The following is a 23,809-nucleotide window of genomic DNA, read 5'->3' on the forward strand; positions in this document are numbered from 1 at the left end:
AGACCCGTTTGAAATTGATGGCTGTTGTCATTCATTTTATCCAGGTCTCAAAGCGCGGGTTTTTAACGTAATCATGTTGAGGGAAGTATGGAGTTTTCGCCACGTAATAAACTGGAAGAAGTGCTGATTCTGGCTGCAACGGAGCCGGCGCATCGCCCTGAATTTTTCAGTGAACTGATGGAAGCCACGGTGTTCGTACTGGGCACGACTGATGACGGGGATCAATCCGGTGAGACGGTGTTGCATGCGGGCAGCAATGTGAATATTCAGCACTGGGAAAAAGACGATGGTTCATCCGCCATTCCTTTCTTCTCTTCTCTGGAAGCATTACAGAGCGTGATTACGGAAGAAGCGTCTTTTTTGGCGCTGCCAGTACGTTCGCTGTTTGAAATGACGCAGGGTGTCACGCTGTTCCTCAATCCTAAGCTGCCGTATGGCAAAGAGTTTTTGCCGCAGGAAATTGAACATATTCTGTCTGGAGAAGGTAACGGCTTTGTTCAGCAGCGCGTTGTTGAAGAAGAGATGCAGGTCATGCTGAGTCAGCCAGCCGAGATGCCAGCACAGATGATTGATTCCCTGACACAGCTGTTTACCAAGCATCGCCATGTAAAACGGGCGTTTCTGGCACAGATTCAGGAACCGGGTGAAGAACAGCCGCACCTGTTGATTGGCATTGATGCCGATCAGGATGAGGAAACTATCATTCGTGAAGCAGGCAGCGTCGCCAGCGATACTTTACCGGACGAGCGTCCTGTCGATCTGTGTCTGGTGAAGGAAGGAGAATCGGGCATCAGTCATTACATGATTAAACACACCACGCCGTTCTACGAGCGCAAGTGGGGGAGTTTCCTGAGAGAGTTTAAGGGAAGCGGCAACGCGTAATACCCGTCATACTTCAAGCTGCTTGTGCGTTGGCCGTCTTCACGCAACTCGAATTATTTAGGGTATATAAATTTGATACAGGCAACGGCGGATTACGATTTTTCCGCTGTTGCCTGTAACAACAGTAAATCGATCAGCATCACCAGATTCGATTCAAATGAGCTAATCTCGCCCGCTTCCGCTGCATAGTGAACCGCATCATCGTAGAGCCGGAAATGTAGATCGGCCAACTCACCTAATGAGTTCAACGACGCGCGGGTAAAGGCAATCACCTTCATACCAATGTTTTTGGCGATACGCGCCTTATCCAGCACCTGCTCGGTTTCCCCACTGCGGGAGATCGCGATAAACACCTGATACTTCGGCGCGTTATTGAGAAAAATGCCTCGACTGTCACCTAGCCCCGAAGAGAATGCATCCTTCCCCAGCACCTGAAGTTTCTTTGCTAAATATTCGGCAAATAGGTGAGAAAACCCTGCCCCGTAGAGGAAAAAGTGGCTTTCCTGCCGCAGGATAGCGCTGAAGGCTGCTCTATCCTGATAGCTAATGTAGGCAAACGTGCGCTGGTAATTGTCGATAAAATGCTGGAAAGCATCTGGTAGCAAAGCATCATCGGGCGTGACGATAGGTGAGGGCGCCAGACGCGGATTGTCTGTGAGCAGCGTTTTGCAGTGATAAATGAATTCACTGTAGCCGCTAAAGCCGATTTTCTGGCACAGGCGCATGATCGTCGCTGTGGACACATAGGTTTTCTGCGCCAGTTCCCGCACCGTGATTTTGCCGATCAGCGATGAATGTTCGGCGATAAAAGCCAGCACGCGATATTCCGCGCGCGTCAGAGCCTGACCGTGCTGCATTAACGATGTCAGCCGATTATCCACCTGCTACTCCTGAGCGATTCCTGATAGACAAGGAATAAATAGACTGACAACACAATACCGTGCGGGGTTAATCGCGCGCAATTGGGACATCATCGCGGCTGCCCCAGTCGCTCCAGGATCCGTCGTACAGCGTCACATTCGGCACATTTAATTGCGTTAGCGCCAACACCACGACGGATGCCGTTACGCCGGAACCACAGCTGGCGACAATGGGGCGAGTGAAATCCACGCCGTGCTTATGCAGAATGGTCGCCAGTTCAGCATTGGGTTTCAGTGCACCGTTATTTACCAAATCGGTCCACGGCACATTCAGGCTACCGGGGATATGACCACGGTGCAGGCCGGGACGAGGCTCGTCTACTTCGGCATGAAAGCGCGAGGCGGGGCGGGCGTCGACAATCTGCTCTGATTTATCTCGGCTGATTGAGAGCACGTCGTCGCGTGAGCGAATGGCGTTTTCATCCAATGTGGCGTGAAACGTAACGGGCTTACGCGTCACATCTCCCTGTTCCAGCGGCAGATTCTGCGCTTTCCAGCCAGCCAAACCACCACTCAGGATTGAAATGGATGTCGCGCCGAAGGTGTGCAGCATCCACCATGCGCGGGGGGCGGAGAAGAGGTTGCCTTCATCGTAAATCACCAGATGCTGTTGGTTATCGATACCTAGCTCACTCATCGCGCGTACGAAGTCTTCGCGAGTCGGCATCATATGCGGCAGATCGGTGCTGTGATCGGACAGGGTTTCAATATCAAAAAAAACCGCGCCAGGCAGATGAGCGGCGCGGTATTCGGCATGAATATCACGGGTATCGTTACCCGGTGGCAACATTCGGGCGTCAATGAGCGTGATGCTGCTGTCGTTCAGGTGGCTGGCAAGCCAGTCTGCGGAAACAAACCGCTCATGAGAAACGGGCAAATCAGAAGACGATGCTGACATAGATCCTCCACGTTGGGGCCGACGAATTCGGCCCCGAATCTATCATTGATGTGCAATGATAGATTCATTGTCAGCGATTTTCCTTAATCCGACAAGTCGCAGATTATTGGGCGATACCGTCTCTATATGCTTGTTTTAATTGCGGCCAGTAATCCTGATTGGCCTCGATCATGTCATCCAGAATTGCTTTGGCGTGCTGCATGGTCGGCACGGTACGGTTCAGGGTAAATGCCTGCAAGGCCTTCTCGTAGCTGCCTTCCAACGTAGCTTCCACCAGTAATTGTTCGGACGCTAACTGCTGCTCCAGCAAGGCACGATGGAACTGCGGGACATTCCCCATGCGCACGGGTTCCGGCCCTTGGGCGGTGATATAAGCCGGGACTTCCACCATTGCATCGTAAGGTAGATTGGCTATGGCACCTTTATTCTCGACGATGACCAAATGACGCTGGCGGAGATCGAACGCCAGCGAGCAGGCGACGTCAACGATGAACGAACCGTGTACGCCAACGTGGAACGCGTCCGGCAGAATACCGGTTTCCTTGTAGCTGGCGGCGGCCGCAAACAGTTTCTTCTCACGTCCGTCCATCACTTCGTTGGCGCGAGTGTAGTCTGGGTCCTGATGTTCTACGATCTGGTTAGGCATCAGGTAATACTGCAAGTAGGGATTCGGCACGAACTCTGGGAAATGATCCATGACCGGTTTGATGTTACGCCATGTTTTCACCCATGACGGATCGGCGTGTTGCGGATCGGTGTCGGCGGCATCGGCGGTCAACAGGCCGTAGCGGGCGATATGTTCGCGCAGTTCCGGCATACGATCGACGCCGTCGACCAGCACGCGGGTAAACCAGCCAAAGTGATTTAGCCCGAAATAATCCACCGTGATGTCGTGGCGATCGACGCCCAGCACGGCTGCGATGTTACGCATCGCGGCAACTGGCATGTCGCAAATGTTCAGCACGCGGGCGTTGGGTCGCAGGCGACGAACGCCTTCGGCAACAATCGCGGCAGGGTTCGAGTAATTGACGATCCACGCGTCTTTATGCGCATAGCGTTCGACCAGATCGATTAGTTCAGCCATCGGCAGAATCGTGCGCAGACCGTAAGCCAGACCGCCGGGGCCACAGGTTTCCTGCCCGACGACGCCGTGGCGTAGTGGAATTTTCTCGTCCTGTTCGCGCATTTTGTACTGGCCGACGCGCATCTGTGCAAAGACAAAATGAGCACCGGTAAACGCGGTCTCCGCATCGGTCGTAACGGTAAATACGATGCTGTCACTGTGGTCGCGAATCACCTTTTCTACCACTGGCGCGATGATGTCCTGCCGCTGGCCGTCGATGTCATACAAACGAATCTCTGCCAGCGGGAAATCCGCAAGACGTACCATCAGACTTTTTACGATGCCTGGGGTATAGGTGCTGCCGCCACCGGCAATCGTCAGAATGAATGGGGGTTTCGTCATGGTCAGTCTCCTGTTAAAGCGCGTTTTCAACTGCTTCGCGTATAGTTTTGACGTGAAGTCCGTAAACCACCTGTACGTTGTTACCCTGTCGGATAACGGCTTTCGCACCGGTGTTCTTAAGCTGTTGTTCGTCTACCAAAGCTGGGTCGATGAGCGTTACCCGCAAGCGGGTGTAGCAGTTATCCACCACCTCGATATTGGGTTTGCCACCCAGCCCCGCGATGATGGTGGCTCCGACAAGCTGAGCATCACCTTTCACTGCGTCTTGCGTTTTCGCCTGATTCTCGGTCTTGGACTGATATTCGGTTTTGGAGTAAAGCTTCGTTTCTTCCTCATCGGTTTCACGCCCTGGTGTTGGCATGTCGAAATACAGAATCAGGAAGCGGAAGACGAAGAAGTAAATCACCGACATGATCAGCCCGACCGCGATATACATCGGCCAGTTGGATTTCTCGACGCCCAGCGGTAGGTTATAGAGTAGGAAGTCGATGACGCCGTTGGCACCAATCGCGTGCACGCCCATGATGGAGAACAGCATCATGCCTATGCCGGTGAGCACCGCGTGAACGGCAAACAGCATCGGCGCGACGAACAGGAAGGAGAACTCCAGCGGCTCGGTGACGCCCAGTAAGAAAGAGGTAAAAGCGGCCGGAATCAGGATGGCTTTCGCTGCCAGTCGTTTTTCTGGCTTCGCCGTGACATACATCGCCAACGCTGCGGCAGTGAGACCAAACATTTTACTGATGCCGCGCGCATCCCAGACTACGGTCGAGCTGAGCTGTTTGACGTCCTGACAGGCCATTTCAGCAAAGTAGATGTTGCGTGCGCCCTGATACAGCTTGCCGCACACCTCGGCGGTGCCGCCCAGTTCGGTGTACAAGAACGGGGTATAGACCAGATGATGCAGCCCGGTAGGGATCAGAATGCGTTCCAGAAAACCATAAATCGCGATGCCAACAGGGCCTGCGCCTTTGATGGCGAACGCCAGCCAGGTAATGCCGTGCTGAGCAAAAGGCCACAGGGTGCTCATTGCAAAGCCCAGCGCAATTGCTAATGGAATCACCAGAATAGCGACGAAGCAGTGGCCGGAATAGATCGCCATGACGCCGTTAAACTGTTTACTGGAATAGCGGTTATATAAATAGCCTGCGAATCCGCCGATCAGAATACCGGCGAAAACGCCCATTTCCAGCACCTGAACGCCCAGCACCATCCCCTGCCCAGCGGGGCGCATCTCGGCGGCTGGCACGAGTTTGCCCTGTAATTGCAGTGTGATATTCATGGCATTAATGAAGATGATGAACATCACCAGACCGATCAGTGCGGCATAGCCCTTATCACGTTTCGCCAGCCCGATAGGAATCCCGACGGCGAACACCAGCGCCAGGTTAGCCAGAATCGCCACGGCAGATTTGGAAACCAGTTGACCAAAATCTTGAATTAAGGGGTGATTAAGTAAAGGGACATAGCCTGCTAAATTGCCGTTACCGAACACGTTCCCAAATGCGATGAATAACCCGACAATCGGGAGTATCAGCACTGGCCCATACAGGGACTTGCCGAAATTTTGTAATGCGTTGACCGCTCTTTTCATTATCAGCCCTCTTACTGGCCATTATGGTGGGTACAGCAGCAGGCTAGCAGTGAATGACAACGAGATTCCAGTTATCTTATTGTTTTAAAAACAAATAACCTATAACGTTACAAGTAACCTTCAGAACTGTGATCGCTGATGATTTGTTACATTCCGTACAGGAGCTGTGGGGAACGAAAAAACGCGATGTGTAATCGTTAATGAAGAGAAAATGAGAGGTAATATTTTTTTAATAAAATGTTATCTACTTGGTAGGCAACAAAGGTCAGTACCCCTATAATTTGCGCCACTTTCACCGGCCGGGTATACAATTCTTATAATCCGGCTGCAATCTGACAGTTTAGTTAATGAGGTCAATATGACGATAGAACGTACCTTCTCCATCGTAAAACCTAATGCGGTTGCCAAGAATGCCATCGGTGCGATTTATGCACGCTTTGAAAGCGCCGGTTTTACCATCGTTGCGGCTAAAATGCTGCGCTTGAACCGCGAGCAAGCGGAAGGCTTCTACGCTGAGCATAAAGGCAAGCCGTTCTTTGATGGCCTGGTTGAATTCATGATGTCTGGCCCGATCATGGTGCAGGCGCTGGAAGGTGAAAACGCCGTCCAACGTAACCGTGACATCATGGGTGCTACGAATCCAGCCAACGCGCTGGCGGGAACGCTGCGTGCTGATTACGCGGACAGCTTCACGGCGAACGCGGTGCACGGTTCAGATTCTATTGAATCTGCTCAACGTGAAATCGCTTATTTCTTCAGCGACGACGAAATCTGCCCGCGCGCGTAATTCTGCGTGTGTGCCCTGTTACGCATGATTGGTTTTTATGCGTAATAACAGATGAGCACCTGTGATGTTGCCCTTTTTACCGAGTCAGTGTGTGACACTGAAGCGATGACACAGAAAAAAAGCGGTGATGGTAGCTTACCTGTTTTAAACTTTGTACAATGCTGCGCCCCGGATGAGCCCGCACTTGTCCGGGGCGTTTCTTTGGTCATTACCATCGAACTCCACCTTCTTTTTTAGCGCCATAACGTGTAACAACGAGGCCAGGATTTACAATGTCTAAGCAAATCGCGTCTGAAATCATCGTGTCTGAAACGACAGCATCTACAACAACTACTGTATCCGAGCAAACCGTGTCTGAATTCTCTCCGGCGTCTGCTGATGCCCCTCAATCCGTCAAAGCCAATGCGGAAAAAATTAACCTGCTGGATCTTAATCGTCAGCAAATGCGTGACCTCTTCATGTCGATGGGAGAGAAACCATTCCGTGCCGATCAGGTCATGAAGTGGATGTATCACTACTGCTGTGATGACTTCAACCAGATGACGGATATCAATAAAGTCTTTCGTTCCAAATTGCAGGCGATCGCTGAAATTCGCGCACCTGAAGTGGTAGACGAACAGCGCTCTTCCGACGGCACTATTAAGTGGGCGATTCTGGTGGGCGGCCAGCGGGTTGAAACGGTTTATATTCCAGAAGAAGATCGCGCCACACTGTGCGTATCGTCTCAGGTTGGCTGTGCGCTGGAGTGCAAATTCTGTTCAACGGCGCAGCAGGGTTTTAACCGTAACCTGCGTGTATCGGAAATCATTGGTCAGGTGTGGCGTGCAGCGAAGATCATCGGTGCTTTTAAAGTTACCGGTCAGCGCCCGATCACCAACGTGGTGATGATGGGCATGGGCGAACCGCTGCTGAACCTGACTAACGTGGTGCCAGCGATGGAAATCATGCTGGATGATTTCGGCTTTGGTTTGTCCAAGCGTCGCGTGACGCTGTCCACGTCAGGCGTCGTGCCTGCATTGGATAAACTGGGCGATATGATTGATGTTGCATTGGCGATTTCACTGCATGCGCCGACCGACGACATTCGCAACGAAATCATGCCGATCAACAAAAAATATAACATCGAGATGTTCCTGAGTGCGGTGCGCCGCTATCTGGAAAAATCCAATGCCAATCAGGGCCGCGTGACCGTTGAGTATGTAATGCTGGATCATATCAATGACGGCACTGAACATGCGCATCAACTGGCTGAATGCCTGAAAGATACGCCGTGCAAGATCAACCTGATTCCGTGGAACCCGTTCCCTGGCGCGCCGTATGGCCGTAGCTCAAACAGCCGCGTTGACCGTTTCTCCAAAGTGCTGATGGAATATGGCTTCACGACGATTGTACGTAAAACCCGTGGGGATGACATCGATGCTGCTTGCGGTCAGTTGGCGGGTGAAGTCGTGGACAGAACCAAACGTACACTGAAGAAGAAAATGGCGGGTGAACCTATCACGGTGAAAGCGGTCTGATAACGAATGGCGTGGGTTAACGCGGAAGCGCTAACCCGACGTCTTGTCGCCGATGTCGTTTCACCAACGCAACTTGTAGGGCAAATACGGACAAACTGCGAAGCGCGCCGCGTTGTTGTCAGGTACGACGGCGCACTCTGCGCATATTCAGGTAACCTCTTTGGCAAGGATGACAAATGAGGGAGAACAGGGATGGCAAAGCCTCTAGCGCAGGGACTGTCTTTATTACACGGAATAGCGTTAACGCAGGGAATGTATTGGCTGAGTAGCCTGTTTGCGATGTTGCTGCTGGCGGGGTGTGTACATTCGCCTCAGCAGACGACAAATCCAGCCGTCGCCCAAACCCGCTTACAGCTGGGGTTGGCGTATCTGGCGCATAATAATCTGGATTCGGCTCGGCAGAATCTTGAGAAGGCGGTGGCGATTGCTCCGCAGGATTATCGAACACAATTGGGGATGGCGCTTTACGAGCAGCGGATAGGTGAAAACCGTTTGGCTGAACAGCGTTATCAGCGTGTGTTGAACAGGGTACCGGAAAATGGCAGCGTCATGAATAATTACGGTGCGTTTCTGTGTAGTTTAGGGCAGTATGTAGCGGCTCAGCGACAGTTTAGTGCGGCTGCACAACTTCCTGATTACAGTCAGGTTGCTGATGCGTTGGAAAATGCGGGATACTGCTTTTTCAATGCTGGACAGACTGAAGACGCGCGCAATTTATTAAGTCGGGCGCTGAAATATGACCCGACGAAAGGCAGTGCTTTGCTGGCAGAAGCAAACAAACAGTTTTCTGCCGGGAAAAATGAGCAAACGCGGCTGCTGCTTGATGTTTATCAGCATAGTCTTCCGGCCAGTGCCGAAAGTTTATGGTTACAGATTCGTTTCGCCGCGTTAGCGGGCCATGATGGCGATAAAGAACGTTATGGCAACGTGCTGGCGCGAAGTTTTCCACAATCTAAACAGTACCAGCATTTCTTAGCTAATGAATACTGAAACCACCCAAGATACAACAGAAGCAAAACTACCCGGCGAACGTCTGCGTGAGGCGCGTGAACGCCTTGGTCTGACTCAGCAAACTATTGCCGAGCGTTTGTGCCTTAAAATCACCACCGTCCGTGATATTGAAGACGGTACGACTCCTGCTGATTTAGCGCCGACCTTTCTGCGCGGCTATATCCGTTCTTATGCCAAGCTGGTTCATTTGCCTGAAGGTGACCTGCTTCCCGTAGTGGATAAACAAGCTGCGCCTAAAACGATCTCGGTTTCGCCGATGCAGAGTTTTTCGCTGAAAAAAAGCCGCAAAAAGCGTGATGGCTGGTTGATGACAATCACCTGGCTGGTCGTGCTGGTTGTTCTTGGACTGACAGGCGCGTGGTGGTGGCAAAACCATCAGGCTCAACAGGCTGAGATCAATAGCATGGTCGATCACGCCAGTTCGATGCAGGCGCAAACGGAAGGGCAGTCTGTTCCGCTGATGGATAACAGTGCTCCGCAGGAAACGGCGGCTCCGGGTTCCGTAGCGACACCGCCTTCAACGCCAGTCGATCTGTCCGCTACTATCGCGGCGACAACGTCTCCTTCTTCTACAACCGCATCCTCTGCTGCATCCTCCAGCCAATCACCTTCACAGGCGAACGCCACACAGCCGCAGGCTGCGGGTAACGCATTGTTAGGCGCTGGGGCAGTTGCACCGACTGCTACGGTAGCGGATAGCAACCCAGTCTCTGCAGCGCATGCATTGGTAATGACTTTCACTGCCGATTGCTGGTTGGAAGTCACGGATGCCAGCGGTAAGACACTGTTCAGTGGCATGCAGCGCAATGGCGGCACGCTGAATCTGGATGGTCAGTCACCCTATAAGCTAAAAATTGGTGCACCTGCTGCGGTACAGATTCAATTTCAAGGTAAGCCAGTCGATTTAACCCGATTCGTGCGCAGCAGTCAGGTTGCACGCCTGACGTTGACCGCAGAATAACGTGTTGTTCAGGTAAGACTGCAATGTTGGAGATGAAGTAATGCATAACGCTGCACCCATAACCCGTCGAAAATCAACACGGATTTACGTCGGCAAGGTGCCTGTTGGTGATGGTGCGCCGATTGCGGTGCAATCCATGACCAACACCCGAACCACCGACGTTGAAGCAACTGTCAATCAAATCAAAGCGCTGGAGCGTGTTGGCGTCGATATCGTCCGCGTTTCCGTGCCGACTATGGACGCGGCGGAAGCCTTTAAGCTTATCAAACAGCAGGTGAATGTCCCGCTCGTCGCCGACATTCATTTTGACTACCGCATCGCGCTGAAAGTCGCGGAATACGGTGTCGACTGTCTGCGTATCAATCCCGGCAATATTGGTAACGAAGAGCGTATTCGCTCGGTTGTCGACTGTGCACGTTACAACAATATCCCGATCCGCATTGGTGTTAACGGCGGTTCGCTGGAAAAAGATATACAGGAAAAATACGGCGAACCAACGCCGGAAGCATTGCTGGAATCGGCGATGCGCCATGTTGATATCCTTGATCGCCTGAACTTCGATCAGTTTAAAGTCAGCGTTAAAGCCTCGGATGTTTTCCTTGCGGTGCAATCCTATCGCTTACTGGCATCACGTATTGATCAGCCGCTGCACCTTGGTATCACCGAAGCGGGTGGCGCGCGCAGCGGTGCGGTGAAATCGGCTATTGGCCTCGGTTTGCTACTGTCTGAAGGTATTGGCGATACGCTGCGTATCTCATTAGCGGCCGATCCGATTGAAGAAGTGAAAGTCGGTTTCGATATCTTGAAGTCACTGCGCATTCGGGCACGTGGAATCAACTTCATTGCTTGTCCGACATGCTCTCGTCAGGAATTTGACGTGATCGGTACAGTGAACGCGCTGGAACAACGGCTGGAAGACCTCATCACGCCGATGGACGTTTCGATTATCGGTTGCGTGGTAAATGGCCCCGGTGAAGCGCTGGTGTCTACCATTGGCGTAACAGGTGGGCACAATAAGAGCGGCTTCTATGAAGACGGCGTGCGGCAGAGAGAGCGCTTCGATAACGAACAGATGATCGATCAGTTAGAAGCCAAGATCCGCGCGAAAGCCTCCATGATGGACGAAAATCAGCGTATTACTGTCAATCTGGTGGATAAGTAACCCTGACGGCGTGACGGTATGCCGTCACCCGCATAATTCACGATTCCTGAACCCGATGGGGATGCCCCGCATTGAAGATGCGACGACAATCCCTCTATAATCGGGTTTATTTTTTGAAAAACGCATAGAGAACTGACGTGGCAAAAAATATTCAAGCCATTCGCGGCATGAACGATTACCTGCCAGCCGAAACGGCATTGTGGCAGCGTATTGAAAACAGCCTGAAACAGGTGCTCAGTGGCTACGGCTATAATGAAATTCGTTTGCCGATTGTCGAGCAAACGCCGCTGTTTAAGCGCGCTATCGGTGAAGTGACTGATGTCGTCGAAAAAGAGATGTATACCTTTGACGATCGCAATGGCGATAGCCTAACGCTGCGCCCAGAAGGGACAGCAGGCTGTGTTCGCGCCGGTATTGAGCACGGTATTCTCTACAATCAGGAACAGCGGCTGTGGTATGTCGGCCCGATGTTCCGCTACGAGCGTCCGCAGAAAGGGCGTTATCGCCAGTTTCATCAGTTAGGCTGTGAAGTTTTTGGTTTGCAAGGGCCGGATATTGATGCCGAACTGATCCTGATGACGGCTCGCTGGTGGCGAGTGCTGGGCATCTCCGATCATGTGAAACTGGAACTGAATTCGATTGGTTCGTTAGACGCGCGTGCCCGCTATCGCGAAGCGCTGGTGGCGTTCCTCGAACAGCATAAAGATCAGCTTGATGAAGACTGCCTGCGCCGGATGTACACCAATCCTTTGCGCGTTCTGGATACGAAAAATCCACAGATTCAAGAATTGCTGAATGACGCGCCAGTGCTGACGGACTATCTGGATGACGAATCGCGTGCACACTTTGAAGCGCTGGGTGAACTTTTAACGCAGTCCGGTATCCCATATACCGTTAATCCGCGTCTGGTCCGTGGTTTGGATTACTATAACCGCACCGTATTTGAGTGGGTGACGACCAGTCTGGGTGCTCAGGGCACGGTCTGTGCCGGTGGGCGTTATGATGGTATGGTGGAACAACTGGGCGGACACGCGACGCCAGCGGTCGGTTTTGCGATGGGACTGGAACGTTTGGTTCTGTTGGTTCAGTCTGTGAACCCGGATTTCAAAGCACAGTCAGGCGTAGATGCGTATCTGATTTCTTCCGGTGCGGGAACGCAGGTTGCCGCAATGCAACTGGCGGAGAAATTACGTGATGCGCTGCCGCAGTTGAAGCTGATGACCAACTACGGTGGTGGCAACTTTAAGAAACAATTCGCTCGCGCTGATAAATGGGACGCACGCGTCGCATTGGTATTAGGCGAAAATGAAGTGGCGGCCGGTCAGGTTGTAGTTAAAAACCTGAGTAATGGCGAGCAGGATACATTGGCACAGGCCGACGTCGCATCGCGGCTGGCAACGTTACTGGATTGAGGAGAGAGACACCGTGGAAGTCTATACCACAGAGAATGAGCAGGTTGATGCACTACGTCGTTTCCTCGCGGAGAACGGAAAGGCGTTAGTTGTCGGTGTTGTTTTGGGCGTCGGTGCACTGGTTGGCTGGCGTTTCTGGCAAAGTCATCAAAATGACAGCGTGCAGGCGGCATCTGCGTCTTATCAGCAGGTAACGGAGCAATTGGCCGAAGGTAAAGCTGAAGCAATTGCTTCAACAGAGAAATTTACGGCCGAGAATAAGAATACCTATGGTGCGCTCGCTTCTCTGGAACTGGCTCGTCATTACGTTGATCAGAAAGATTTTGCTAAAGCAGCACAGCAGTTGGTACAGGCACAGTCGCAAACTAAAGATGCCGATTTGCTGGCGGTGGTGAATCTGCGTTTGGCGCGGGTTCAGCTACAGGAAAACAAAGCGGATGACGCACTGAAAACGTTGGATGCCATCAAGCTGGAAGGCTGGGCATCACAGGCTGCTGAAGTGCGTGGCGATATCCTGGCTAGCAAAGGGGATAATCAGGCTGCGCGCGATGCCTACAACAAAGGGTTGTCTTCCAATCCATCGCAGGCACAGCAAGCGTTACTGCGCATGAAACTGAATAACCTGTCCAGCTAAGAGGAATTCCATGCAATTGCGTAAAACACTGTTGGTAGGACTGGTTTCTGTTGCCCTGCTGAGCGGATGCTCGCTGTTTAACAGCGAAGAAGATGTCGTCACTATGTCTCCACTGCCGCAGGTGGAAAACCAGTTCACGCCAACCAAGGTGTGGAACAGCTCGGTGGGAAGTGGGATTGGTGAGTTTTATTCCAACCTTCACCCAGCATGGCAGGATAATCGCGTTTTTGCCGCCGATCGTCGTGGCACGGTGAAAGCGATGGATCTGAGTGACGGCAAAGAGATTTGGCGCGCGGATCTGTCAGAGAAGACCAATTTCTTCTCTCGCAATAACCCGGCGCTGCTGTCTGGTGGGGTAACGGTTTCTGGTAACCATGTCTATGTCGGCAGCGAAAAGGCGCAGGTCTATGCGCTGAATGCGGAAGATGGTACGCCAGTATGGCAGACGAAAGTGGCAGGTGAAGCGCTGTCTCGTCCTGTCGTTAGCGATGGTGTCGTGCTGATTCACACCAGCAACGGTATGTTGCAGGCCTTGAATGAAGCCGATGGCGCAATCAAGTGGAGCGTTAACCTCGATATGCCGACGCTGTCTCTGCGTGGTGAATCTGCACCGACAACCGCATTTGGTGCGGCGATTGTCGGCGGTGACAACGGTCGTGTGAATGCCGTGATGATCAATCAGGGTCAGCTCATCTGGCAACAGCGTATTTCACAGCCGAGTGGCGCAACCGAAATCGATCGTCTGAACGATGTTGACACGACGCCAGTTGTCGCGGGCGAAGTGGTTTACGCGCTAGGGTACAATGGCAACATGACCGCGCTGGATCTGCGTTCTGGTCAGGTTCTGTGGAAGCGTGAACTGGGTTCAGTGCATGATTTCCTCATTGACGGCGACCGCATCTATCTGGTCGATCAGGACGATCGCGTTGTGGCGTTGAACACCAACGGCGGCGTGAGCCTGTGGCGCCAAAGCGATCTGTTGCACCGTAACCTAACGGCTCCGGCGCTGTATAACGGTTATCTGGTTGTGGGTGATGCCGAAGGGTATCTGCACTGGCTGAATACGGCAGATGGCCGCTTTGTGGCGCAACAAAAAGTGGATAGCTCTGGTTTCCTGAGCAAGCCTGTAGTTGCCAGCGACAAGCTGCTGATTCAGGCGAAAAACGGTGATGTCTACGCGTTCACTCGCTAGGTAACCCCGTATTGATTTGGAGCGCAGCGCTTTTGGATGCGTTCCCATAACGGCTCCTGACACTATCAGGGGCCGTTTCGTCTTTTTATCGTCAGCGAGTGTTTCGCTGTAACGTATTGAAATATAAGTAATGAGGTTGTAACAATGATACCTGTCGTCGCGCTGGTCGGGCGCCCGAATGTGGGGAAATCCACGCTATTTAACCGCTTAACGCGCACTCGTGATGCATTGGTGGCGGATTTCCCTGGGCTGACTCGTGACCGCAAGTATGGTCGTGCAGAAGTGGAAGGGCATGAATTTATTATCGTCGATACTGGTGGTATCGATGGTACGGAAGACGGTGTGGAAACGCGTATGGCCGGTCAATCGCTGGTGGCGATTGAAGAGGCGGACATCGTGCTGTTCATGGTCGATGCTCGCGCGGGGTTGATGCCTGCGGATGAAGGCATTGCCAAGCATTTACGCAGCCGCGAAAAGACGACGGTGCTGGTTGCTAACAAAACTGATGGTCTTGACCCAGATATGGTCACGGCAGATTTTTATTCACTCGGTATGGGCGAAGTTTACGCTATCGCTGCATCTCATGGCCGTGGTGTGACATCGCTGCTGGAAACGGTTCTGCTGCCGTTCGTACAAGATGAAATAGAAGAGCCGGTCGAGCTAACCGAAGAAGAAGAGAACGCGGCTTATTGGGCAGCGTTAGAAGCGGAAGAGCAGGCCAGCGAAGAAGAAGCGGAAGACGATTTTAATCCTGAAGATTTGCCGATCAAACTGGCGATTGTCGGGCGTCCGAATGTGGGTAAATCTACGCTGACTAACCGTATTCTGGGTGAAGAGCGTGTGGTGGTGTACGACATGCCGGGCACGACGCGTGACAGTATCTACATCCCTATGGTGCGCGACGAACGTGAATATATTCTGATTGATACCGCTGGGGTACGTAAGCGCGGAAAAGTCACGGAAACGGTAGAAAAATTCTCCGTCATCAAGACGTTGCAGGCGATTGAAGATGCCAACGTAGTGCTGCTGGTCATCGATGCGCGTGAAGGCATTTCCGATCAGGATCTCTCGCTGCTGGGCTTTATCCTCAATAGTGGGCGCTCACTGGTGATCGTGGTGAACAAATGGGATGGCCTGTCGCAGGAAGTACGTGACCAAGTGAAAGATACGCTGGATCTGCGCCTCGGCTTTATCGATTTTGCCCGTATTCACTTTATTTCCGCGCTACACGGTAGCGGCGTAGGTAACCTGTTTGAATCTGTTACCGAAGCGTACTCTTGCGCCACCCGCCGCGTGAGTACGGCCATGTTGACCCGTATCATGCAAATGGCATCAGACGATCACCAGCCACCGCTGGTGCGTGGTCGTCGCGTGAAGCTGAAATATGCTCACGCTGGGGGTTATAACCCACCGATTGTGGTGATCCACGGTAATCAGGTGAAAGACCTGCCGGACTCCTACAAGCGCTACCTGATGAACTACTATCGCCGTTCGCTGGAAGTGATGGGCACGCCGATTCGTATTCAGTTTAAAGAAGGGGAAAACCCCTTTGCAGACAAGCGCAACAAGCTGACGCCAACTCAGCTACGCAAGCGCAAGCGCTTGATGTCGCATCTTAAAAAAAGTAAGTGATTTATTAACGGGGCGAATAGCAATATTCGCCCCGTTTTGTCAGAGACGAAACGAATAATAATTAAGGAAAGTCATGTCCTGGGAAACCTGGAGTTTTGCATTCAACGTCACGATGCCTAATGTGCTTATGTTGTTGATAGGTATCGCGTTACGCAAGTTTAATCTCCTTAATGATGCGTTTTGTGATACGGCAATGCGGGTTGTATTCAACCTTTCTCTTCCCTGTCTGCTGTTTTTTAGTGTTGCAGGTAATCACACGTCTTTCGCAAGCCAGTGGCCACTGGTGGTTTATGGGACGATAGGGACATTAGCGACGTTTCTGCTGCTGGAAATCGCGGCGGTGAGGCTAGTCAAGGATCCAAAGGAACGTGGCATCTTTGTGCAAGGGGGATTCCGTTCGAATACGGGGGTCATGGGGCTGGCTTTTGCGATGAGCGCCTATGGTGAAGAGGGCGTTGCTGTCGGGTCAATGTATCTGATGGTGACAGTAATTATGTTCAATGCGCTGTCCGTTATCACGTTAACGCGTAGCTTGCAGCGGCAATCCCCTGAGCAAAAAATCCCCGTAAGCCAACTGCTGCGGGGAATTGTGACAAACCCGCTGATTATTGGTCTGCTTCTCGGGGCAGCATATGGGCAAAGCCACCTGCCGATGCCAAGTGTGATTAAGCAAACTGGCGGCTTTATCTCCTCTATGGCGTTACCGTTGGCGCTGCTGTGTGCGGGTGCCAGTCTGGAGTGGCGCAGCATGTTCCGCTCATCCAATGTTGCTGTGTTGTCTTCCGTTGCGAAGATATTCGTTGTACCGGGACTGCTCACCGTAGGTGGATGGCTTGTTGGTTTTCGCGGTGTTGAGCTGGGAATTATTTTTCTGTTTTCCTCAACGCCAACCGCAGCAGGTAGCTATGCCATGACGCGTGCGATGGGCGGAAATGCGACGCTGGCGGCGAATATCATTGGGCTGACGACGGTTGGTGCATTTTTCATGATTGCCATTGGGTTGTATGTGCTGCGTTCGCTCAGCGTTATCTAATGCCTGATAGCGATTAGTGAGCCACTGATAACCGCAACGGGGGAAAATATGGATGTGCTTTGTCCTGATTGTCACAACACGATGATGTGGCAGACTGATGGGGCTTTCCTGTGCGAGGCCTGCCAGCTGCGTTATCTGCGTGAGGCTGCCTGTCCTGAATGTAAGCACTTGCTTCAGGAATTGAAAGCCTGCGGCGCGGTGGATTATTTCTGCCAGCAGCACGGGATGATTTCTAAGCGACGGGTAGTGTTTAGCTACACGCTTGCCGATTAAATTCAGCGTTACTACTAATCCGCTGTTACTGCGGTAGGCCGTTGCGCCACAGATCAGCCAACTCCGGCGGCGCGCTGTCTTCAGGGATCAGCAAGATAATATCGGCATACTGATTCTGCTGCGGGTGACTGTAGCGAATACTGATACGGTAATAAAATTGGTCGCCACGGCCTGGACCCTCAGGTTCGCCGGGTTCGCGAGCCTGAGGGAAAGCATCACGGATCGCATTACAAATACGCGCCCGTTCGGATGAAGGGACGCTGGCGAGCGCGAAGTGTCGCGTCCCCGCCAGTTTAGGGATCCAGGCAAAACCTCCTTCACGCGCCAGTTCAATAGTGGCGTCGTCGTTGAGATCCGGTAGCGTTTTCATAAGAACTCCTGCCGTACCTCCACGCCCACGGTTTCCCACGATTGCTGGACGATGTCAGCAACGGTGTGGTTAAAGCGTTGGGTTGCATGTTGAATCGTGTGGCGTGCGAAAATCTCGAAATCCGCATTTTGTGGTAGCGTTTTGTCACACAGCGTGTCGTACCAGATTCGGCCCGCTTTTTCCCAGGAATGACCGCCTAGCGCGATGGCTGTCAGATAGAACGCTCGGTTGGGAATACCTGAATTCAAATGTACGCCGCCGTTGTCTTCACGCGTGTTCACATATTCATTCATGTGGGAGGGTTGGGGATCGATACCCAACAGCTCATCATCATACGCTGTGCCTGGATGAGACATAGAGCGTAGCCCCATGCCATGGATACCCTCTGCCAGAAGCTCAGCACCGATAAACCAGTCGGCCTGCTCAGCGGTTTGCCCTAAATGATACTGTTTGACCATGGAACCAAAGACGTCGGACAGCGATTCATTGAGTGCACCGGACTGACGGAAATAAATCAGCCCCGCTTCATGTTCGGTGATGCCGTGAGCGAGTTCATGCGCAACCACATCAAGCGCAATCGTGAAGCGATTGAATATTTTCCCGTCACCATCCCCAAACACCATCTGCTGCCCGTTCCAGAAGGCATTCTGGTAATCCTGGCCGTAATGTACTGTGCCAGCTAGTGTCAGCCCTTCAGCGTCCAGCGAGTTACGTTGGAAAACCTTCCAGAAGAAGTCATAGGTTACGCCTAGATAGTCATAGGCCTCATCTACGGCGACATCACCGTTGCTTGATTGACCTTCACCACGTACCAGCTTGCCAGGCAACTGTTGCTGCTGTTCGGCATCGTGGATATCACGATTTGCCTGCCCAGCGGGCAATTTCTCATGAGGTTCCGGGCGCGGATTGTTGCTGACCATTAATGATTGAACGTGCATCAGCGTTTGTTGCGCGCAGTGGCGCTGCTCGTCGGTACCGTTTGCGATAATACGATGCAGAATATAAGGGGGGATCACACTACAAATCGGTCTGGACTTCATACCTCATCTCCTTGAAAACGCTCATCAGGGGTAACACAGACGATCAATAAAGCTCACTGTATTGTTATCCCACCTGCTTCACCGCGAACATGCGGCTTGAAGTATGACGGGCATAAATTTTAGTGAGCTAGAAATGAGTATAGTTCAGATGCCAGGGGCAAGAATGGGGGATCGCCGTCGTTTTAGGATAAATCCCCATGCCGTACATTTTATGCTAATCGCGTGATTTTTATGACTGAGATGAGGGTTTTCGCCGTTTTTTCACCGAACTTGGATTTGGAACCAGTGTCGTGACCTGACTTTCCACCCAACCGTCCTGCAAACGGGTTTTCAATGTTTCACCGGGGGTAATTTGCGCGACGTTTTTCAGCACTTTACCGTCCGGTGCTGTGGTGACGTTATAGCCGCGTGCCAGCGTTGCCAGCGGGCTAACGCCTTCCAGTCGTGAACAGGCTATGCCCAGCTTCTGTTTATTCTGATTCAACTGACGTTCGACCGCGCTCTGCATCTGATAGCTAAGTTGCTGCAAACGCTGTTGTGCACGATGAATTCGGGTCTGCGGCTGCTGTTGCATTAGACGCTGTTGTAAGCGTTCACTCCGGCGCGAGGTCTGCCGAAGTTGCTGTTGCATGGCATCATCCAGCCGTTGGCGCAGTTTGACCAACTGAGCCTGCTGACGTGCCAGCCTGAGCTGCGGATGTTGCTGCTGTAAGCGATGGTGCAGACGGGTAAACTCTCGATTGCGCTGGGCAAGGTAGTAGTCCATCGCCATTTCCAGACGCTGGCGCTGGGACTGGATCTGGCGCAACAGCTCAAGTTGGTTACGACTCACTAACTCGGCAGCGGCGGACGGCGTAGGTGCGCGCAGGTCGCCGACGAAATCGGCAATGGTGACATCGGTTTCATGGCCGACGGCGCTGACGATTGGAATGCGGCTGGCGAAGATAGCGCGAGCTACGCGTTCGTCGTTAAAGCTCCAGAGATCTTCCAGCGAACCGCCGCCACGCCCAACAATTAATACGTCACACTCATCTCTCTGGTTAGCCAGTTCGATGGCGCGGACAATCTGTAGCGGCGCTTCTGCCCCTTGCACCGACGTGGGGTACACAATAACTGGCAGCGACGGATCGCGACGCTGTAACACCTGCAAGATATCGTGCAGGGCGGCACCGCTGGCTGACGTAATCACACCGACCTGTTTGGCGGGAGAGGGGAGCACTTGCTTAAACTGCTGGTCGAACAGCCCTTCGGCGGCGAGACGCTGCTTAAGCTGTTCAAACTGTTGCTGTAACAGGCCGTCGCCAGCAGGCTGCATGCTTTCCGCCAGCAGCTGATAGTCGCCACGGGGTTCATACAGCGTAATGCTCGCGCGAATAAGAACCTGCTGACCATTTTGCGGGCGGAACGTCACTTTACGGTTGCTAGTGCGGAACATCGCGCAGCGCACCTGTGCCCGTTCGTCTTTCAGCGTGAAATACCAATGGCCGGATGAGGGCTGAGAAAGGTTGGAAATTTCGCCGGAGAGCCAAATCTGGCCCATTTCCATTTCCAACAGTTGTCTAACCGTCTGATTCAGGCGGCTAACGGTAAAAATTGCAGAGGAGGGAAATTGAGACATTGTGAGCCAGATCAAATTTTAAAACAGTCACTTAATCGATTGATACTACCTACCTGAAACAGGTAATCAAGCATTTTAGTAAAATAATGCTGGAGGCAACCGATTACGCTCTGTATAATGCCACGGCAATATTTTATCTATTCTTACATCCACCTTGGTGAGATATTGCCCATGCTACGTATCGCTAAAGAAGCACTGACGTTTGACGACGTCCTCCTGATTCCTGCTCATTCTACTGTTCTGCCTAATACTGCCGATCTGTCTACGCAGTTGACGAAAAACATTCGCCTGAATATTCCTATGCTGTCCGCAGCAATGGATACCGTTACCGAATCCGGCCTGGCCATTGCGCTGGCGCAGGAAGGCGGTTTGGGCTTTATTCACAAAAATATGTCGATTGAACGTCAGGCTGAAGAAGTTAGCCGCGTGAAAAAACATGAAAGCGGCGTTGTGGTTGATCCACAAACAGTCACGCCAGAAACGACGCTGCGTGAAATGAAAGAACTGACTGAGCGTAACGGCTTTGCGGGTTATCCGGTTGTAGCAAAAGACAACGAACTGGTCGGTATCATTACCGGTCGTGACGTGCGTTTTGTTACCGATCTGGAAAAACCGGTTAGCGCGTTCATGACGCCGAAAGAGCGTCTGGTCACCGTTAAAGAAGGCGAAGCGCGTGATGTCGTGCTGCAAAAAATGCACGAAAAACGCGTTGAAAAAGCGCTGGTGATTGACGATCAATTCCACCTGATCGGCATGATCACGGTAAAAGATTTCCAGAAAGCAGAACGTAAACCCAACGCCTGTAAAGACGAACACGGTCGTCTGCGCGTAGGCGCGGCGGTTGGTGCTGGCGCAGGTAACGAAGAGCGTGTTGATGCGCTGGTTGCTGCCGGCGTTGACGTACTGCTGATCGACTCCTCACACGGCCATTCCGAAGGCGTATTGCAGCGTATTCGTGAAACACGCGCTAAATACCCGAACCTCGAAATCATCGGCGGCAACGTTGCAACGGGTTCTGGGGCGAAAGCGCTGGTTGAAGCAGGCGTTAGCGCAGTAAAAGTCGGTATCGGCCCTGGCTCTATCTGTACGACCCGTATCGTTACTGGCGTGGGTGTACCGCAGATTACTGCGATCTCCGATGCAGTTGAAGCGCTGGAAGGCACGGGTATTCCGGTCATCGCCGACGGCGGTATCCGCTTCTCCGGCGACATCGCCAAAGCCATCGCAGCAGGCGCAGCCTGTGTCATGGTCGGTTCTATGCTGGCAGGTACGGAAGAATCACCGGGTGAAATCGAACTGTATCAGGGTCGTTCATTCAAATCTTATCGCGGTATGGGTTCACTGGGCGCGATGTCCAAAGGCTCATCAGACCGTTACTTCCAGACCGATAATGCTGCTGACAAATTGGTGCCGGAAGGTATCGAAGGTCGCGTAGCCTATAAAGGTCGCCTGAAAGAGATCGTTCACCAGCAGATGGGCGGCTTGCGCTCCTGTATGGGGCTGACCGGTTGCGCCACCATCGACGCGCTGCGTACGCAGGCTGAGTTTGTGCGCATCAGCGGCGCTGGCATTCAGGAAAGCCACGTTCACGACGTTACCATTACTAAAGAGTCACCAAACTACCGTATGGGTTCATAAGGTAATTTGCGGGCTGATTTAACCCGATAAACCCGGTACTATTGCCTACCTTTTTAGGGCTATTCGCCGGGTTTACTTATTTTTTAGCTTTTTGGAACACGCTCCTCATGACTGAAAACATTCATCAACACCGCATTCTTATTCTGGATTTCGGCTCGCAGTATACGCAACTGGTCGCACGTCGCGTGCGTGAACTGGGCGTTTACTGTGAACTGTGGGCATGGGATGTCACGGAAGCGCAGATTCGCGGGTTTAATCCGAACGGGATCATCTTGTCCGGTGGCCCGGAAAGCACCACCGAATTTGGCAGCCCGCGCGCGCCAGAATACGTTTTCAACGCTGGTGTACCGGTATTAGGCGTGTGCTACGGCATGCAAACGATGGCGATGCAGTTGGGTGGCCACGTTGAAGGTTCCAACGAGCGCGAGTTTGGTTATGCGCAGGTCGAAGTTAAAACTAATAGCGCGCTGGTGCGTGATATTCAGGATGCGTTGAGTGCCACGGGCGCACCGCTGCTGGATGTCTGGATGAGCCACGGCGACAAAGTAACGGCGATCCCTGAAGGGTTTGAGACCGTTGCCAGCACGGATACCTGTCCGTTCGCTATCATGGCTAACGAAGAAAAACGTTTTTACGGCGTGCAGTTCCACCCGGAAGTGACGCACACGCGTCAAGGTCAGCGCATGTTAGAGCGTTTTGTCCTTGATATTTGCCAGTGTGAAGCTCTGTGGACGCCAGCCAAGATTATCGACGATGCGGTGAACCGTATTCGCGAGCAGGTGGGTAACGACCACGTGATTCTAGGTCTGTCTGGCGGCGTGGATTCTTCCGTTACCGCGATGCTGCTGCACCGTGCGATTGGTGACCGCCTGACCTGCGTGTTTGTCGACAACGGCCTGCTTCGCCTGAACGAAGCCGATCAGGTTCTGGAAATGTTCGGCGATAATTTTGGTCTGAACATTGTTCATGTGGCGGCAGAAGATCGCTTCCTGAACGAGCTGGCGGGTGAAGATGAGCCTGAAGCCAAGCGTAAAATCATTGGCCGCGTGTTTGTTGAAGTGTTCGATGAAGAAGCTAACAAGCAAGCCGAAGTGAAATGGCTGGCGCAAGGCACCATCTATCCAGATGTGATCGAATCTGCGGCGTCTGCTACTGGCAAAGCGCACGTAATCAAGTCACACCACAACGTGGGTGGCCTGCCGAAAGAGATGAAGCTGGGTCTGGTTGAGCCGCTGAAAGAGCTGTTCAAAGACGAAGTGCGCAAGATCGGTCTGGAATTGGGTCTGCCGTACAACATGCTGTACCGCCATCCGTTCCCTGGCCCCGGTTTGGGCGTGCGCGTACTGGGTGAAGTGAAGAAAGAATACTGTGACCTGCTGCGTCGTGCGGATGCGATCTTCATCGAAGAACTGCACAAAGCCGACCTGTACAACAAGGTTAGCCAAGCCTTCACCGTCTTCCTGCCAGTTCGCTCTGTAGGCGTGATGGGTGATGGCCGTAAATACGATTGGGTCGTCGCGCTGCGCGCGGTAGAAACCATCGACTTTATGACCGCGCACTGGGCACATCTGCCATACGACTTCCTCGGCCGTGTATCCAACCGCATCATCAACGAAGTCGACGGCATCTCCCGCGTCGTTTATGACGTATCGGGCAAGCCACCGGCAACGATTGAGTGGGAATAAGTTCTTTCTAATTTTTGTACCAGTGAAAACACCAGCATGCTTTGTTGCTGCTGGTGTTTTTTTATAAGAAAATTATACTCACATT

21 protein-coding genes are annotated in these 23,809 nt (G+C 52.5%); 14 read left to right on the top strand and 7 right to left on the bottom strand.

What is annotated here, in order from left to right; genetic code table 11:
- Window positions 1–87 precede the first annotated feature (87 nt).
- A complete protein-coding gene (gene sseB, locus DUT67_RS06325) occupies window positions 88–882 on the top strand; it encodes an enhanced serine sensitivity protein SseB (protein ID WP_113627582.1) in 795 nt (264 codons plus the stop codon).
- Window positions 883–974: 92 nt separating this feature from the next.
- Here the strand turns inward: sseB and DUT67_RS06330 are convergent, their stop codons facing one another.
- The 4 genes from DUT67_RS06330 to DUT67_RS06345 all read right to left on the bottom strand — a co-directional run bounded on the left by DUT67_RS06330 (window position 975) and on the right by DUT67_RS06345 (window position 5,759).
- Window positions 975–1,763 carry a MurR/RpiR family transcriptional regulator gene (locus tag DUT67_RS06330; protein ID WP_113632948.1) on the bottom strand — a complete coding sequence of 263 codons (789 nt, stop codon included), beginning with the start codon at window positions 1,761–1,763 and terminating at the stop codon, window positions 975–977.
- A gap of 67 nt (window positions 1,764–1,830) precedes the next feature.
- Complete coding sequence (sseA, locus tag DUT67_RS06335) at window positions 1,831–2,700, bottom strand: 3-mercaptopyruvate sulfurtransferase (protein ID WP_113627580.1); 870 nt, start codon at window positions 2,698–2,700, stop codon at window positions 1,831–1,833.
- A 103-nt stretch (window positions 2,701–2,803) separates the two neighbouring features.
- Entirely contained in the window at window positions 2,804–4,165 is a 1,362-nt protein-coding gene (locus DUT67_RS06340) for a 6-phospho-alpha-glucosidase (RefSeq protein WP_113632947.1), read from the bottom strand.
- A gap of 13 nt (window positions 4,166–4,178) precedes the next feature.
- Window positions 4,179–5,759, bottom strand: a complete 1,581-nt coding sequence (locus DUT67_RS06345) for a PTS transporter subunit EIIC (RefSeq protein ID WP_113632946.1) — start codon at window positions 5,757–5,759, stop codon at window positions 4,179–4,181.
- A 358-nt stretch (window positions 5,760–6,117) separates the two neighbouring features.
- Here DUT67_RS06345 and ndk point away from each other — a divergent pair, with 358 nt between their 5' ends.
- From ndk to DUT67_RS06400, 11 genes are all read left to right on the top strand, one after another.
- Complete coding sequence (ndk, locus tag DUT67_RS06350; RefSeq protein ID WP_048261474.1) at window positions 6,118–6,546, top strand: nucleoside-diphosphate kinase; 429 nt, start codon at window positions 6,118–6,120, stop codon at window positions 6,544–6,546.
- A 272-nt stretch (window positions 6,547–6,818) separates the two neighbouring features.
- Window positions 6,819–8,063 carry a bifunctional tRNA (adenosine(37)-C2)-methyltransferase TrmG/ribosomal RNA large subunit methyltransferase RlmN gene (locus DUT67_RS06355; protein WP_113632945.1) on the top strand — a complete coding sequence of 415 codons (1,245 nt, stop codon included), beginning with the start codon at window positions 6,819–6,821 and terminating at the stop codon, window positions 8,061–8,063.
- 192 nt (window positions 8,064–8,255) lie between these two features.
- Window positions 8,256–9,053 (top strand): type IV pilus biogenesis/stability protein PilW, encoded by a 798-nt coding sequence (gene pilW / locus DUT67_RS06360; protein WP_189339549.1) that lies wholly within the window; start codon window positions 8,256–8,258, stop codon window positions 9,051–9,053.
- Entirely contained in the window at window positions 9,043–10,035 is a 993-nt protein-coding gene (rodZ, locus tag DUT67_RS06365) for a cytoskeleton protein RodZ (RefSeq protein WP_113632944.1), read from the top strand. The genes pilW and rodZ overlap by 11 nt, the downstream gene beginning before the upstream one ends.
- A gap of 40 nt (window positions 10,036–10,075) precedes the next feature.
- Entirely contained in the window at window positions 10,076–11,197 is a 1,122-nt protein-coding gene (ispG, locus tag DUT67_RS06370; RefSeq protein ID WP_113632943.1) for a flavodoxin-dependent (E)-4-hydroxy-3-methylbut-2-enyl-diphosphate synthase, read from the top strand.
- A 137-nt stretch (window positions 11,198–11,334) separates the two neighbouring features.
- Entirely contained in the window at window positions 11,335–12,609 is a 1,275-nt protein-coding gene (hisS, locus tag DUT67_RS06375; protein WP_113632942.1) for a histidine--tRNA ligase, read from the top strand.
- Between the two features lie 13 nt (window positions 12,610–12,622).
- Window positions 12,623–13,243: a YfgM family protein gene (locus tag DUT67_RS06380; protein WP_048261464.1), complete on the top strand. Its 621-nt coding sequence runs from the start codon at window positions 12,623–12,625 to the stop codon at window positions 13,241–13,243.
- Between the two features lie 10 nt (window positions 13,244–13,253).
- Complete coding sequence (gene bamB, locus DUT67_RS06385; protein WP_048261462.1) at window positions 13,254–14,435, top strand: outer membrane protein assembly factor BamB; 1,182 nt, start codon at window positions 13,254–13,256, stop codon at window positions 14,433–14,435.
- Window positions 14,436–14,579: 144 nt separating this feature from the next.
- Window positions 14,580–16,067 (top strand): ribosome biogenesis GTPase Der, encoded by a 1,488-nt coding sequence (der, locus tag DUT67_RS06390; protein ID WP_048261460.1) that lies wholly within the window; start codon window positions 14,580–14,582, stop codon window positions 16,065–16,067.
- A 73-nt stretch (window positions 16,068–16,140) separates the two neighbouring features.
- Window positions 16,141–17,100: an AEC family transporter gene (locus DUT67_RS06395; RefSeq protein WP_048261458.1), complete on the top strand. Its 960-nt coding sequence runs from the start codon at window positions 16,141–16,143 to the stop codon at window positions 17,098–17,100.
- Between the two features lie 48 nt (window positions 17,101–17,148).
- Window positions 17,149–17,373, top strand: a complete 225-nt coding sequence (locus tag DUT67_RS06400) for a zinc ribbon domain-containing protein (protein WP_048261456.1) — start codon at window positions 17,149–17,151, stop codon at window positions 17,371–17,373.
- A 25-nt stretch (window positions 17,374–17,398) separates the two neighbouring features.
- On the opposite strand, the gene DUT67_RS06405 is transcribed toward DUT67_RS06400, so the two are convergent.
- The 3 genes from DUT67_RS06405 to xseA all read right to left on the bottom strand — a co-directional run bounded on the left by DUT67_RS06405 (window position 17,399) and on the right by xseA (window position 20,401).
- Window positions 17,399–17,743, bottom strand: a complete 345-nt coding sequence (locus DUT67_RS06405) for a protealysin inhibitor emfourin (RefSeq protein WP_113632941.1) — start codon at window positions 17,741–17,743, stop codon at window positions 17,399–17,401.
- Window positions 17,740–18,783: a M4 family metallopeptidase gene (locus DUT67_RS06410; protein WP_113632940.1), complete on the bottom strand. Its 1,044-nt coding sequence runs from the start codon at window positions 18,781–18,783 to the stop codon at window positions 17,740–17,742. The genes DUT67_RS06405 and DUT67_RS06410 overlap by 4 nt, the downstream gene beginning before the upstream one ends.
- Before the next feature lie 229 nt (window positions 18,784–19,012).
- The gene (gene xseA / locus DUT67_RS06415) at window positions 19,013–20,401 is read right to left on the bottom strand and encodes an exodeoxyribonuclease VII large subunit (protein WP_113632939.1); all 1,389 of its coding nucleotides are present in this window, start codon (window positions 20,399–20,401) and stop codon (window positions 19,013–19,015) included.
- A gap of 171 nt (window positions 20,402–20,572) precedes the next feature.
- Here xseA and guaB point away from each other — a divergent pair, with 171 nt between their 5' ends.
- Complete coding sequence (gene guaB / locus DUT67_RS06420; RefSeq protein ID WP_014698969.1) at window positions 20,573–22,039, top strand: IMP dehydrogenase; 1,467 nt, start codon at window positions 20,573–20,575, stop codon at window positions 22,037–22,039.
- A gap of 107 nt (window positions 22,040–22,146) precedes the next feature.
- Window positions 22,147–23,724: a glutamine-hydrolyzing GMP synthase gene (gene guaA / locus DUT67_RS06425; protein ID WP_048261448.1), complete on the top strand. Its 1,578-nt coding sequence runs from the start codon at window positions 22,147–22,149 to the stop codon at window positions 23,722–23,724.
- Window positions 23,725–23,809 lie beyond the last annotated feature (85 nt).

The sequence above is a fragment of the Pectobacterium peruviense genome (genome assembly GCF_003312355.2).
Taxonomy (GTDB): Bacteria; Pseudomonadota; Gammaproteobacteria; order Enterobacterales; family Enterobacteriaceae; genus Pectobacterium; species Pectobacterium peruviense.